The following is a 14211-nucleotide window of genomic DNA, read 5'->3' on the forward strand; positions in this document are numbered from 1 at the left end:
CGCCAGCACAGCTCGGCGCGCTCCGAAAGCGCAGGGGCCACGCGCCCGCCCAGCATGCAGCACCACCCGCAGGACAGCGGCCTGCCACGGCCCTTGCGCAAGCAAAAAAGCCCCTGCCACGATTGCAGCAGAGGCTGAACCGGCCGAAGGGCCGGGAGGGAGACAAACAATGGGTGTGTCGAAATGCAGGCTCAGCAGCCCTGGGGGCGGTTGGGACGCATCGGCACGATGCCGCTCACGCGCAGCGTGGCGCCGGAGCCATCGGTGGCCGTCAGCGTCTTGCCGGTGAAGCGCACCTGATCACTCTCGCGCACCACGGCGGTGTCCGTCGCTTCGCCGCTGCCGTATTCCTTGCCGTCAAAGGTCAGGAACACCTGGTGCAGGCTGGTGGCATCGGGGCGGTAGCGGATGTCGCCAAAGGCCGTGGCGGACGAGCCCACCTTGTTGGCGCCATCAAAGCGGAAGGTGCACAGCTCGGGTGTGGAGCCGATGGGGTTCTTCTTGTCCACCTCGGTGAGGTTGAGCGCGCCGTTGCCATAGACGCCATTGAGGCCATCGAGGGTGGCATTGCTCACCGTGAGCACACCGGGCTCATTGCTAGGTGTCGGGTCGTCGTCATTGCCGCCGCCGCAGGCGACCAGCAACACGGAGGTGGCCGCGAGAGCGGTACAGGTCTTGAGGAAATGGAGCGTATTCATGGCGATGGGCGTCCTTGGATGTGGATGGAAAGTGGGGAGCGAATCCCCTGCAACCCATCGTAGGAAGCCCATGCCGCACACCGCGTGCGCCATGTTCCGCGCTGCGCGTAGGACAGCGGCCGACGGGGCTGTGCGCCCTCGCCCCCCTCGCGCAGCTCAGCGCGCCAGCACCGGCGCCAGCGCCTTGCCCGTGTGCGTGCCTGCCGCCACTACCTGCTCCGGCGTAGCGGCCGCCACGATGCGCCCACCCGCGTTGCCACCCTCCGGTCCCAGGTCCAGGATCCAGTCGGCCTCGGCGATCACATCCAGGTCGTGCTCGATCACGATCACGCTGTGGCCGCCATCCACCAGGCGGTGCAGCACGCGGATGAGCTTGTCCACATCGGCCATGTGCAGGCCCACCGTGGGTTCGTCCAGCACATACAGCGTGTGCGGCGCCTTCTGGCCCCGGCGGCCCACCTCGTCACGCACCTTGGTCAACTCGGTCACCAGCTTGATGCGCTGCGCCTCGCCGCCGCTGAGCGTAGGCGACGGCTGACCCAGCGTGAGGTAGCCCAGGCCCACGTCCTTGAGCAGTTGCAGCGGGTGCGCAATGCTGGGCATGGTGGCGAAGAAGTCCACCGCCTCGTCCACCTCCATCTGCAGCACATCGCCAATGCTCTTGCCGCGCCAGGTCACGGCCAGCGTTTCGGGGTTGAAGCGCGCGCCGTGGCAGGTTTCGCAGGGCACCTTCACATCGGGCAAAAAGCTCATCTCGATGGTGCGCACGCCCGCGCCTTCGCAGCTGGGGCAGCGGCCTTCGCCGGTGTTGAAGCTGAAGCGCCCGGCGGCATAGCCACGGGCCTTGGCCTCCAGCGTTTCGGCAAACAGCTTGCGGATGGTGTCCCAGAAGCCGATGTAGGTGGCGGGGCAGGAACGCGGCGTTTTGCCGATGGGCGTCTGGTCCACTTCGAGCACGCGGTCGATGCTCTCGAAGCCCGACAGCCCCGAGCAACCCACCAGCGGCGGCGCCTTGCCTGCATCCATGGAATCGCGCCCTGCCTTGGTACTGCGCTGCTGCACCCAGGCCTGCACGTTGGCCAACAACACATCCCGCGCCAGGGTGGACTTGCCCGAGCCGCTCACGCCCGTCACCGCCACCAGGCGGTGCAGCGGCACGGTGGCTGTGACGTTCTGCAGGTTGTGCAGCTGCGCGCCGTGCACCGTGAGCCAGCGCATGGCTGCGCGCTCCTTGGCCTCGGTGAGTGCATCGGCGGCCAGCGCAGCGGCCTGGGCGGCACGCTTCTTCACGGCGGCGCTTTGGCGGCCCGTGGGCGCTGCGGCTTCAGCCTGCGCGAACGCGGCCGTGGCTTCGGCGCTCACCTCGCCCGCCACCATGCTGCGGCGCAGTTGCAGCGGGTGCTTCATCGCGTGCAGAAGGTAGCGGCCGGTTTGAGAATCTTCGGCGGCCGTGAGGTCTTTCACCGAACCCTGCGCCACCAGGCGCCCGCCACGTTTGCCAGCACTGGGGCCAATGTCGATGATGTGGTCGGCGCGGCGGATGGTGTCCTCGTCATGCTCCACCACCACCAGCGTGTTGCCCTTGTCGCCGAGCTTGTGCAGAGCGTTGAGCAGGATCTGGTTGTCGCGCGCATGCAGGCCGATGGTGGGCTCGTCGAGCACGTAGCACACGCCTTGCAGGTTGCTGCCCAGCTGCGCGGCCAGGCGGATGCGCTGGGCCTCCCCACCGCTGAGCGTGGGCGCGCCCCGGTCGAGCGTGAGGTAGCCCAGGCCCACTTCCTCGAGGAATTCGAGGCGGCTCTGGATCTCGGGCACCAGGTCGCGGGCGATGTCGGCCTCGCGGGCCGTCATGCCGCCTTCCACGCGCAGGGTCTCCACCCAGCGGCGCACGTCCGTGACGGACAGCGCGGCAATGTCGGTGATGCCCACGCCCGCAAACTGCACAGCGCGGGCCGTGGCGTTCAGACGGGTGCCGCTGCAGGTGGGGCAGGCCGTGTCGGCCAGGTCTTCCACCTCGGGCTCGGCAAAGGTCTGCTCGCGGCCTTTTTCCTTGTCGTCCTGCACCGAGTCGTCAAACACCTTGCGCTGGTCCTTGGTGAGCTTGACGCCCGTGCCCACGCAGTCGGGGCACCATCCGTGCTTGCTGTTGTAGCTGAACAGGCGCGGGTCCAGCTCGGCATAGCTCGTTGCACACACCGGGCAGGCACGCTTGGTGGAGAACGCCTGCAGCGTGCCAATGCCCGCCGTGGGCTGGCCGCTCTCCATGGCTTCGCGCAGGCCTGTGATGCCTGAGAGAACATGCACCACGCCCTTGCCGTGCGTGAGCGCATCGGCCAGCGCAGTGCGGAGTTGGGCCTCGTTCTCGGGCGATACATCGAGGCTGGCCACGGGCAGCTCGATGGTGTGCTCCTTGAAGCGGTCGATGCGCGGGAAGTTGGTGGTGGGCAAAAAGTTGCCGTCCACCCGCAGGTGCGTGTAGCCGCGCGGGCGCGCCCAGTCGGCCAGCTCGGTGTACACGCCCTTGCGGTTCATCACCAGCGGCGCGAGCAGGCCAATGTGCTGGCCGCGGAACTGGGTGAGCAGCTGCGCGGCGATGCTCTCGGGCGTTTGCGGCTGCACGGCGGCGCCGTCGTTCACGCAGTGCTGCGTGCCGAGCTTGACGTACAGAAGCCGCAAAAAGTGCCACACCTCGGTGGTCGTGCCCACGGTGGACTTGCGCCCGCCGCGCGACAGGCGCTGCTCGATGGCCACGGTGGGCGGGATGCCGTACACCGCATCCACCTCGGGCCGCCCCGCAGGTTGCACGATGCTGCGCGCATAGGCATTGAGCGATTCGAGGTACCGGCGCTGCCCTTCGTTGAACAAAATGTCGAACGCCAGCGTGGACTTGCCCGAGCCGCTCACACCCGTCACCACGTTGAACTTGCCACGCGGAATGTCCACGCTCAGGTTCTTGAGGTTGTGTTCCTTGGCGTTGACGATTTCAATGGCATTTTTGGCCTCTAGCGCTTGTCCATCAAGCGCAAGCAGCTCTCTTTTTCGTAGCTCTGCAGCTTTTTCGTGCACTGAATGGCCGCCCACGCCCAGTGCCAGTTCGTAGTCTCGCAGCGCCTGCCCGGTGTGGGATGTAGCGTGGGCCCGCACGTCTTCGGGCGTGCCCTCGGCTACGACGAGGCCACCGCCGTCGCCACCCTCGGGGCCCAGGTCGATGAGCCAGTCGCTCGCGCGGATCACGTCGAGGTTGTGCTCGATGACGATGAGCGAGTGCCCCGCATCGATGAGCTTGCGCAATGCGCGCATGAGCTTGGCGATGTCGTCAAAGTGCAGGCCGGTGGTGGGCTCGTCAAACAGGAACAGCGTGCCCTTGCGCGCCACGGCCTGGCGGGATTTGGAGGCTGTCTTTGCCGCCTCGGCCAGGAAGCCAGCCAGCTTGAGGCGCTGCGCTTCACCGCCACTGAGCGTCGGCACCGGCTGGCCCAGCGCGACGTATTCGAGCCCCACGTCCACAATGGGCTGCAGCGCGCGGATCACGTCGCGGTCGTCCGCGAACAAGGCGGCAGCTTCGGCCACCGTGAGGGCCAGCACGTCGGCGACGTTCAACGTGCGCCCGCCCCGGTCGATGGTGATCTCCAGAATCTCGGGGCGGTAGCGCTTGCCATCGCAGTCGGGGCAGCGCAGGTACACGTCCGACAGGAACTGCATCTCTACATGCTCAAAGCCCGAGCCGCCGCAGGTGGGGCAGCGCCCATCGCCGCTGTTGAAGCTGAACTTGGCGGCGGTGTAGCTGCGCTGCTTGGACAGCGGTGCCACGGCAAACAGCTCGCGGATGCTGTCCCACGCGCCCACGTAGCTCACCGGGTTGGAGCGCGCGGTTTTGCCGATGGGAGACTGGTCCACAAAAACCACGTCCGACAAATGGTCCGCGCCCAGCATGCGCTCATGCGCGCCCGGGCTGTCGGTGGCCTTGCCGAAGTGGCGCAAGAGCGCAGGGGCCAGCACGTCCTGGATCAGGCTCGACTTGCCCGAGCCGCTCACGCCGGTCACGGTGACCAGGCGCTGTAGCGGAAATTCGACCGTCACATCCTTCAGGTTGTGCTCGCGCGCGCCTTCCAGGATGAGGCGCGGGGTCGATTCCGTCACCATGCGCTTGAAGCCAAAGCCCACATGCTTGCGGCCGCCCAGGTAGGCACCGGTGAGGGTGTCGGCCTTGCGCAAATCCGCCGTGGTGCCGTCGAACACGATCTGACCGCCCAGGCGGCCCGGGCCGGGGCCCATGTCGATCATGCGGTCCGCCGCGAGCATCACGGCCGGGTCATGCTCCACCACCACCAAGGTGTTGCCCGCATCGCGCAGGCGCAGCATGGCCTCGGTGATGCGGTGCATGTCGCGTGGATGCAGACCGATGCTGGGCTCGTCCAGCACAAACAGCGTGTTGACCAGGCTGGTGCCCAGGGCCGTGGTGAGGTTGATGCGCTGCACCTCGCCGCCGCTCAGGGTGCGGCTTTGCCGGTCGAGCGTGAGGTAGCCAATGCCCACGTCGCACAGGTACTGCAGGCGCGTGGTGATTTCTTCGTGCAGCAGCTTCAGCGCTTGCGCGTCGCCACCCTTGGCATCGTCACCCACGGGCAGCTGCATGCGCGCAAAGAACTGGCGCAGGCGGTCGATGGGCAGCAGCATCAGGTCGTGCAGGCACAGGCCGGGCAGCGCTTCGAGTTGCTCACGCGACCATTGCACGCCCTCGGGCATGAAACGTTTGCCGGGCTCCAGCACCGCGTCGGCGTCTTCCTTGCGGCCGATGCGCCAGAGCAGGCTCTCGGTCTTGAGGCGTGCACCCGCGCAGGTGGGGCACGGCGTGTAGCTGCGGTACTTGGACAAGAGCACACGGATGTGCATCTTGTAGGCCTTGCTCTCCAGGTATTCGAAGAAGCGCTTGATGCCATACCACTGCTTGCTCCACTGGCCTTCCTTGTAGCCAGGGGCGCCGCCGATCACCCATTTCTTCTGGTCATCGGTGAGCTTGTACCAGGGCGTGTCGCGCGGGATACCTGCGGCCTCGGCATGGCGCATGAGGTCGTCCTGCGCCTCTTGCCAGGCGGGAGTCTGGATGGTCTTGATGGCGCCCGCGCGCAGCGTGAGCTTGTCGTTGGGGATGACGAGGCCGTAGTCCACACCGATCACGCGGCCAAAACCCCGGCAGCTGTCGCAGGCGCCCACGGCCGAGTTGAACGAGAACATGGAGGGGATGGGGTCGCCGTAGCGCAGGTCGCTGTCGGGGCAGTGCAGGCCTGTCGAGAACCTCCAGAGTTCCGGCTCTCCCTCATCCACCAGGCGGTACACATTCAAGCGCCCGGTTCCGCGCTTCAACGCCACCTCGATGGCTTCGATCACCCGTGCCTTCTCGGCGTTGCCCAGGCGGAAGCGGTCGGCCACCACATCCAGCACCTTGCGCGGGCCGGTGGGCGTGGCCACCTCGCGCTCGGCCTGCACCTTGGTGAAGCCGCTGGCGGACAGCCATTGTTCGACCTGTTCGGCCGATGTGTTGGCAGGCAGCTCGACCGGGAAGGTCAGCACGATGCGCGGGTCGCCTGCAGCGGCACTGCGCTGCTGCAGCTCGGCATAAATGGTCTCGGGCGAATCGTGCCGCACCGGCTGCGCGGTCTGCTTGTCAAACAACTGGCCCGCGCGCGCAAACAGCAGCTTGAGGTGGTCGTTCAGCTCCGTCATCGTGCCCACAGTGGAGCGGCTGGAGCGCACGGGGTTGGTCTGGTCGATGGCAATGGCCGGAGGCACGCCCTCGACCTTGTCCACGGCCGGTTTGTCCATACGGTCCAGGAACTGGCGCGCGTAGGCGCTGAAGGTCTCCACGTACCGGCGCTGGCCTTCGGCGTACAGCGTGTCGAACACCAAGCTGGACTTGCCCGAGCCGCTCGGGCCGGTCACCACCGTGAGTTCGCCGGTGCGGATGTCCAGGTCCAGATTTTTGAGGTTGTGCTGGCGTGCGCCGCGGATACGGATCAGTCCCTGGGTCATGGAGGCGGTCTTTCTGGGGTGAGGCGGAACATTCTAGGGACGCGCTTCGGGTTTGCGCCCGCGCGTGCCGATTACCCCCGGGACGCGCTGCGGTGCTTTTGACCGTGGACAAAGCGGGCGCAATGGGGCAGCGGCTAGGGAAAAGCGGGTGTTCTGGCCGGAAACATCCGTTTAGACTGCGGCCTCCACACAAAACTAGAGGAGACCGCCATGACAAAACAATGGCAACTGCGGGCGGCTGGCATGGTCCTGGCGCTTGCGGCCAGTGCAGCCAGCCATGCCCAGATCCTGATCGGCCAGACGGCCGGCTTCTCTGGCCAGGTCGCCGCCGGGGTAAAAGAGACCACCGACGGCGCACTGCTGTACATCGACGCCATCAACGCCAAAGGCGGGGTCAATGGCCAGAAGATCGAGCTGATCTCCCTGGATGACAAGTTCGACCCCAAGCTGGCAGCGGAAAACGCCCGCACGCTGATCGAGGACAAGAACGTCTCTGCCCTGTTCCTCAACCGGGGCACCCCCCACACCGAAGCCATCCTGCCGCTGCTGGACAAACACGGCGTGGTGCTGGTGGCACCATCCACCGGCGCCATGGTGCTGCACCAGCCGGTGCGCAAATACATCTTCAATGTGCGCGCCACCTACCAGCGCGAAGCGGAAAAGGCGATCACCCACCTCGCCTCCATGGGGATCACCCGCGTGGCACTGGTGTATGCAGACGACAGCTTTGGCGCGGACGGCATCCAGGGCGCACAGAAGGGCCTGACGGCCGCCAAGCTGACCGCCGTGGTGTCCGAAAAATTTGACCGCGCCAAGCCCGACTTCGCCCCCATTGCCGCCAAGGTGGCCAAGGCCGATGCGCAGGCGGTATTGATGGTGGCCTCGGGCTCTGCGGTGGTGGACGCCACCAACGCCCTGCGCACGGCAGGTTCGGCCGCGCAGATCGTGACGCTGTCCAACAATGCCTCCAGCGGCTTCATCAAGAGCCTGGGGGCCAACGCCCGAGGCGTGATCGTGACCCAAGTGTTCCCCAACGAGCGTGCCGTGACCTACCCGATGGTCAAGGAAGCCCAGGAGCTGGCCAAGGCCAAGGGGCTCACCGAAATCAGCCCCGCCATGCTGGAGGGCTTTGCCGCCGCCAAGGTGCTGGTCGAAGGCCTCAAGCGCGCGGGCCCCAAGCCCACCCGCGAGAAGATCCAGACTGCCCTGGAGAGCATCAAGAAGCTGGACCTGGGCGGGCTGGAGGTGAACTTCAGCCCCGAGGACCATACCGGGCTGGATTTTGCCGATCTGGCCATCATCGGCACGGACGGGCGCTTCCGCCGCTGAACGTCCGCCTACGCGTTTTTACAGTTGTCCCGCGCTGGGGCGTCCCTACACTCGGGCGCTCCACAAGCAGGAGACAACCCCATGAAGACAACTGGCCTGGCCGGCGCGCTCTGCGCCCTGGCTACCGCCCTGGGCATCAGTTCGGCCCACGCACAGATCCTGATCGGCCAGACCGTGGGCATCACCGGCTCGGCCGCCGCCACGGTGGCCGAATCCATGCAGGGCGCAGCCCTGTACATCGACCATGTCAATGCCAAAGGCGGCGTAGGCGGCCAGAAGGTCGAAGTGATTTCGCTCGACGACAAGTTCGACCCCAAACTCACACTGCAAAACGCCAAGACGCTGATTGAAGAAAAGGGCGTGATCGGCCTGTTCATGACACGCGGCACACCCCACACGCAGGGCATCATGCCGCTGCTGGAGCAGCATGGCGTGCCGCTGGTGGGCCCCTCCACCGGAGCCATGGTGCTGCACCAGCCCGTGCCCAAGTACATCTTCAATGTGCGGGCTCCCTACCAGCGCGAGGTGGAGAAGGCCATCACCCACCTCAACACGCTGGGCATCAAGCGCATTGGCGTGGTGCATGTGGACGACACCTTTGGCGCCGATGGCCTCGCAGGCGCGCAATCCGGCTTCAAGGCCAACCAGCTGGACGCGCTTTTCATCGAGAAGTTTGACCGCGCCAAGCCCGACTACAGCGCGATCGCGCCCCGGGTGGCGCAAAAGCAGCCGCAGGCCGTGGTCTTCATTGGTACCGGGGCGGCGGTGGTGGACGGCATCAAGGCACTGCGGTCAGCGGGCGTCACCGGGCAGATCGTCACGCTGTCCAACAACGCGTCTGGCGGCTTTGTGAAACTGCTGGGCGACCAGGCCCGGGGCGTGGTGGTCACGCAGGTGTTTCCGTCGGAGCGCTCGCTCAACTACCCCGTCGTCAAGGAGGCGATGGAGCTGGCACGGGCCAGGAACATTTCCGACCTCACCCCTGCCATGGTGGAGGGTTTTGTGAGTGCCAAGGTGCTGGTGGAAGGCATCAAGCGCGCGGGCCCCAAGCCGGACCGCGCCAAGCTGCATGCCGGGCTGGAGAGCATCAAGAAATGGGACCTGGGCGGCGTGGAGCTGAGCTACAGCCCCACCGACCACAGTGGCCTGGTGTTTGCCGATCTGTCCATCATTGGCAGTGACGGCCGCTTCAAGCGCTGAGCCGCAGGAGCACTGAAGCGCGGAGCCGCTGACGCTTGACGCAGCAGCACCTAAAAAAAAGCCCGGGGCTGACGCACCGGGCTTTTTTGCTTCGCGCCACCACAGGGGGCGGGGCGCCTCAGCGGCGCCTGCAGGCCACAAGGTTGAACGCTTACTGGGCGCTGGCTGGAGCGGCAGGCGCAGCAGCAGGAGCCGCAACGGCAGCCGGTGCGGGTGCGGCCGCACTAGCAGGAGCCTCTGGCGCATGCACGGCATCGGCGCCGTGTTTTTCACCGCCCATGTCGGCCTTGTCGCCCGCCACGATGATCACGTACATCGACAGCGCTGCGAACAGAACGAAGCCAACAACAATCTTCCACATAACAATCTCCTTGGGTCCTTGGGAATGGGTTTGTTCAATCAAGGGGCCTGCTGACGCGCAGGGTTATCGGTTGTACTGGGTGCGCGGCCCAGGCCCCTTGATGGAACACAGGGCCCGCCCCTTGCGGGTCGGGCCCTGCACACCGGTCGGTGCCGATCGGCAACCCCGCAGGGTCACCGGTCGGGCATCACGGATCAGTCGTTGGCGTAGATGTCCACGTCCTTGGTTTCCTTGATGAACAGGCCACCGATCACCACCGTGGCTGCGGCGATGATGATGGGGTACCACAGGCCGTTGTACATGTTGCCGGTCTGGGCCACGATGGCGAATGCCGTGGTGGGCAGCAGGCCGCCGAACCAGCCGTTACCGATGTGGTATGGCAGGGACATGGACGTGTAGCGGATGCGGGTCGGGAACATTTCCACCAGCATGGCGGCGATGGGGCCGTACACCATGGTCACCAGCAGCACCAGGTAGACCAGGATCGCCGTGACCATGACCTTGTCGATGCGGGCGGGGTCTGCCTTGGTGGGGTAGCCAGCGGCCTTGAGCGCATCGGCCACGGCCTTCTTGAACTCGCCGTCCTTCTTCTTGGCTTCGTCAGCGGGCAGGCCCTTGCTGCTGTAGCCGGTGATGGAGGTCTCGCCGATCTTGATCACGGCAGGCGTACCTGCGGCACCGGGCGCGTTTTCGTAGCTCACCGAAGCGCCAGCCAGCACCTGCTTGGCGATGTCGCACGAGCTGGTGAACTTGACGGTGCCGGTGGGGTTGAACTGGAACGAGCACTCGTTGGCGTCTGCCACCACCACAACCTTGTTCTTGGCCTGGGCTTCAGCCAGGGCGGGGTTGGCCGCCTTGGTAAGTGCGCCGAACACGGGGAAGTAGGTCAGTGCGGCCAGCAGGCAGCCTGCCAGGATGATGGGTTTGCGGCCGATCTTGTCGGACAGCGAACCGAACACGATGAAGAAGGGCGTGCCGATCAGCAACGACACAGCCACCAGAATGTTCGCCGTCGCGCCATCCACCTTCAGCGCCTGCGTCAGGAAGAACAGGGCATAGAACTGGCCCGAGTACCACACCACAGCCTGGCCAGCCGTCAGACCCACCAGTGCCAGGATCACGATCTTGAGGTTCTTCCACTCGCCGAAGGATTCCTTCAGAGGCGCCTTGGAGGTCTTGCCTTCGGCCTTCATTTTCTGGAAGGCAGGCGATTCATTCATGGCCAGGCGGATCCACACCGAGATGGCCAGCAGCACGATGGACACGATGAACGGAACACGCCAGCCCCAGTCAGCAAAGGCCTCTTCGCCCACAACGGTGCGGGTGCCCAGAATCACCATCAGCGACAGGAACAGGCCCAGCGTTGCGGTGGTCTGGATCCAGGCGGTGTAGGCGCCGCGCTTGCCATGCGGAGCATGCTCGGCCACGTAGGTGGCAGCGCCGCCGTACTCACCCCCCAGGGCCAGGCCTTGCAACAGGCGGAGCACGATCAGGATGATGGGAGCGGCCACGCCAATCGACGCGTAGGTCGGCAGGATGCCCACGATGAACGTGGACAGGCCCATGATCAGGATGGTGACCAGAAAGGTGTACTTGCGGCCGATCATGTCACCCAGGCGGCCGAAGAAGATGGCGCCGAAGGGGCGAACGATGAAGCCCGCCGCAAACGCCAGCAGCGCGAAGATGAACGCCGAGCCGGCGTCCAGCCCACTGAAGAACTGCTTGGCGATGATGGCTGCGAGCGAGCCGTACAGGTAAAAGTCGTACCACTCGAAAACGGTGCCGAGCGACGAAGCGAAGATGACCTTCCTCTCTTCGGGCGTCATCGGCCGCGGTGCGGGATGGGCTGTAGCCATGGTGAATGTCTCCTGTAGGTTATTCAGACCGCACTGCGGCGGGCTGCACGAATTCTTCAGGACGGCACTGACCACGCTCTGACGCGAAACCAACAAGAGCTTTCATCAAACTGACCGCTCTCTGACAACTTAGGGTGAAACCCGCAGCACCCCTTTCAGCATCCGGAAACAGCTCAGGACTTCGCGGGTAAACCCGATGGAAGCTGGCTGACAGCATTCCAGCCCGGCCCATCAAACCATGTATCGCCTTCCAAGTAGGCGCGCAGCATGGGCAGGCTGTCGAGCCCCCAGAAAACCTTGCCGTCCACCGCAAACGCAGGCACGCCAAACACGCCCGCTGCCTGCGCGGCCTCGGTGCTGGCGCGCAGCAGCGCCTTGGGGCCGTCGCTGTTCGCGTCCTGTCCCGGGCGGATCTGCTCGGCCAGATCGGCCGCCAGTGCGGCCAGGCGTTCGGGGTCCAGCGCATCGTGCCCGCCCTGCCACACGTGGCGCAGCACGGTGCCCGCCACATAGCGGTTGATGGCGCCATCGTCGCTGCAGGCCAGCGCCTGGCGCAGCAGCGGCAGCGGGTTGAACGGGTGGCGCGCGGGCATCTGCAGGGGCGTGCCCTGCGCGTGGCCCAGCCAGGTCACGTGGCGGTAGGTCCAGGCGCGTTTGGGCACGATGCCCGCCGGGCCGGGGTTGGCGTGCTGCTGCAGCAGCGCGCCCAGCAGCACCGGCTGATAGGCCACGCTGTAGCTCAGCCCCTCCAGTGCCTCGGGCAGGCGCTCAAACGCAAGCCAGGCGTAGGGAGAGACAAAGTCCAGGTAGAAGGTGATGTGCTTCATGTCAGCTCTCCATGTCATTGCACGGCGACCCGCCGCGCACAAAACGGGCGCGGCCCGGGCGAGGACCGCCGCTCAGCCGCTCAGAGGGGTGCCTCAAGGCCGATGCCCGCGCGGCCCAGCAGCTGCTCCCAGATGCCCCGGCGCAGGCTGCCATCGGCACGCGACCAGAGGCGGATCTCGTCCAGCGTGCGAAAGCAGCCTTCGCAATGGCTGCGGTCGGGCGACATGCGGCACACGGAGATGCAGGGTGAGGGCACCGGCTCAGCACTTTCATGGTCAAAATGACCTTCTGCGCGCAACTGAATTGCCTTTGCAGCTAGCAAATCAATAGCATTCATGCCGCAACCGGGGTTTGGACCACATCCACCACCGGGGCGCCCGTCAGGCGCTGCAGGTCGCTGGGGTGCAGCGCGAACACGCCATGCGGGTGGCCTGCGGCCGCCCACACCACCTCAAAGCGCAGCAGGTCCTGGTCGATGAGCGTGACGGGCGGCGTGGCGTGCGCCACGGGCGAGACACCGCCGATGGAAAAGCCCGTGCGGCTTTTCACGAAGTCAGCATCGGCCCGGCCGATCTTGCCGCCCACATGGGCCTCGACCTTTTTCTCGTCCACGCGGCGGTCGCCCGAGGTGACCACCAGCACGGCCACATCGTCGCTCTTGCGGCGGAAGATGATGCTCTTGGCGATCTGCCCCACTGCGATGCCCAGTGCATCGGCCGCCTGCTGCGCGGTGCGCGCGGCGTCGTCCAGCATCTGCGGACGGTGGGGGTGGCCCAGGGATTCGAGCGCCGCAGCCACACGCTGCACGCCCTCGGGCAGGTTTTTCACTTCAGCTCCACACATCGTTGCTCACTCCGGAATCAAAGTCGTTCCACCCATTTTCCACACCGCCAATAACCTCTGCGAACCCACGGCTCCCAGCAAGGGACGTGGCCTCGCCGAAAGACCGGGAGAAGACGCCGAACGCGCCTCCCGAGATGCCTCACCCCATTCGCTTGGTGAGCAGGGCGTTCGCTGCGCGCGAGTTGGGTTTGCGGCCCAGGAACTCGCTGATGTACGCGCCCGCGTCGATGAGCTTGTCGAGGTCGATGCCCGTCTCGATGCCCATGCCTTGCAGCATGTACACCACGTCCTCCGTGGCCACATTGCCGGTGGCGCCCTTGGCATAGGGGCAGCCGCCCAGCCCGGCTACGGACGACTGGTAGTTCCACACACCCAGCTCCAGCGCTGCCAGCGTGTTGGACAGCGCCTGGCCGTAGGTGTCGTGGAAGTGGCCCGACACTTCGTCGATGCCAAAGTGCTGCAGCGTGGCCTCGATGGCGCGCTGCACCTTGCGCGGCGTGCCCACGCCAATGGTGTCGGCCACGTCCACGCGCTGCACGCCGATGCCCTTGAGCAGGCCTGCGAGGTAGGCCACGCGCTCGGGCGCGATCTCGCCCTCGTACGGGCAGCCCACGGTGCAGCTCATGGCACCCCGCACGCGGATGCCGACGGCCAGCGCCGCCTCCACCACGGGCGCAAAACGCTCGATGCTCTCGGCAATGCTGCAGTTGATGTTGCGCTGGCTGAAGGCCTCGCTGGCCGAGCCAAAGACGACGATCTCATGGGGCTTGTCCAGCACGGCCGCTTCAAAGCCCTTGAGGTTGGGCGTGAGCACCGAATACGCCACGCCGCTCTGGCGCGCAATGCCCGCCATCACCTCATGGTTGTCGGCCATCTGCGGCACCCACTTCGGGCTCACGTAGCTGGTGACTTCGATCTCGCGCAGGCCAGCCTGCTGCAGGCGGTGCACCAGCTCGATCTTCACGGCCGCAGGCACAGGGGTCTTTTCGTTCTGCAGGCCGTCACGGGGGCCGACATCGATGAGGTTCACGCGGGAAGGAATGCTGCTGCTCATGGGGGTGTGCTT

At 65.9% G+C, this 14211-nt stretch carries 10 protein-coding genes; 2 read left to right on the forward strand and 8 right to left on the reverse strand.

What is annotated here, in order from left to right; translation table 11 throughout:
- Positions 1-191 precede the first annotated feature (191 nt).
- Together CBY09_RS21815 and uvrA are read right to left on the reverse strand one after the other, a co-directional pair.
- Positions 192-698, reverse strand: a complete 507-nt coding sequence (locus CBY09_RS21815) for a hypothetical protein (protein ID WP_094291663.1) — start codon at positions 696-698, stop codon at positions 192-194.
- A 156-nt stretch (positions 699-854) separates the two neighbouring features.
- Positions 855-6728, reverse strand: a complete 5874-nt coding sequence (uvrA, locus tag CBY09_RS21820) for an excinuclease ABC subunit UvrA (RefSeq protein ID WP_094291664.1) — start codon at positions 6726-6728, stop codon at positions 855-857.
- A 243-nt stretch (positions 6729-6971) separates the two neighbouring features.
- On the opposite strand from uvrA, the gene CBY09_RS21825 reads away from it, so the two are divergent.
- Both CBY09_RS21825 and CBY09_RS21830 read left to right on the forward strand, forming a co-directional pair.
- A complete protein-coding gene (locus CBY09_RS21825; RefSeq protein ID WP_094291665.1) occupies positions 6972-8057 on the forward strand; it encodes an ABC transporter substrate-binding protein in 1086 nt (361 codons plus the stop codon).
- A gap of 81 nt (positions 8058-8138) precedes the next feature.
- Positions 8139-9257, forward strand: coding sequence for an ABC transporter substrate-binding protein (locus CBY09_RS21830; protein WP_094291666.1), 1119 nt, complete (start codon positions 8139-8141; stop codon positions 9255-9257).
- A gap of 151 nt (positions 9258-9408) precedes the next feature.
- Here CBY09_RS21830 and CBY09_RS21835 read toward each other — a convergent pair whose 3' ends face one another.
- The 6 genes from CBY09_RS21835 to CBY09_RS21860 all read right to left on the reverse strand — a co-directional run bounded on the left by CBY09_RS21835 (position 9409) and on the right by CBY09_RS21860 (position 14199).
- Entirely contained in the window at positions 9409-9618 is a 210-nt protein-coding gene (locus tag CBY09_RS21835) for a hypothetical protein (protein ID WP_094291667.1), read from the reverse strand.
- 194 nt (positions 9619-9812) lie between these two features.
- Positions 9813-11474 carry an MFS transporter gene (locus tag CBY09_RS21840; protein ID WP_094291668.1) on the reverse strand — a complete coding sequence of 554 codons (1662 nt, stop codon included), beginning with the start codon at positions 11472-11474 and terminating at the stop codon, positions 9813-9815.
- Between the two features lie 173 nt (positions 11475-11647).
- A complete protein-coding gene (locus CBY09_RS21845) occupies positions 11648-12301 on the reverse strand; it encodes a 2-hydroxychromene-2-carboxylate isomerase (protein WP_094291669.1) in 654 nt (217 codons plus the stop codon).
- Between the two features lie 80 nt (positions 12302-12381).
- Complete coding sequence (locus CBY09_RS21850) at positions 12382-12639, reverse strand: DUF1289 domain-containing protein (protein WP_094291670.1); 258 nt, start codon at positions 12637-12639, stop codon at positions 12382-12384.
- Positions 12636-13145 carry a YbaK/EbsC family protein gene (locus CBY09_RS21855; RefSeq protein WP_094291671.1) on the reverse strand — a complete coding sequence of 170 codons (510 nt, stop codon included), beginning with the start codon at positions 13143-13145 and terminating at the stop codon, positions 12636-12638. Before CBY09_RS21855 ends, CBY09_RS21850 begins: the two co-directional genes overlap by 4 nt.
- Positions 13146-13284: 139 nt before the next feature.
- Entirely contained in the window at positions 13285-14199 is a 915-nt protein-coding gene (locus CBY09_RS21860; protein WP_094291672.1) for a hydroxymethylglutaryl-CoA lyase, read from the reverse strand.
- Positions 14200-14211 lie beyond the last annotated feature (12 nt).

The organism is Acidovorax kalamii (assembly GCF_002245625.1).
Classification (GTDB): domain Bacteria; phylum Pseudomonadota; class Gammaproteobacteria; order Burkholderiales; family Burkholderiaceae_C; genus Acidovorax; species Acidovorax kalamii.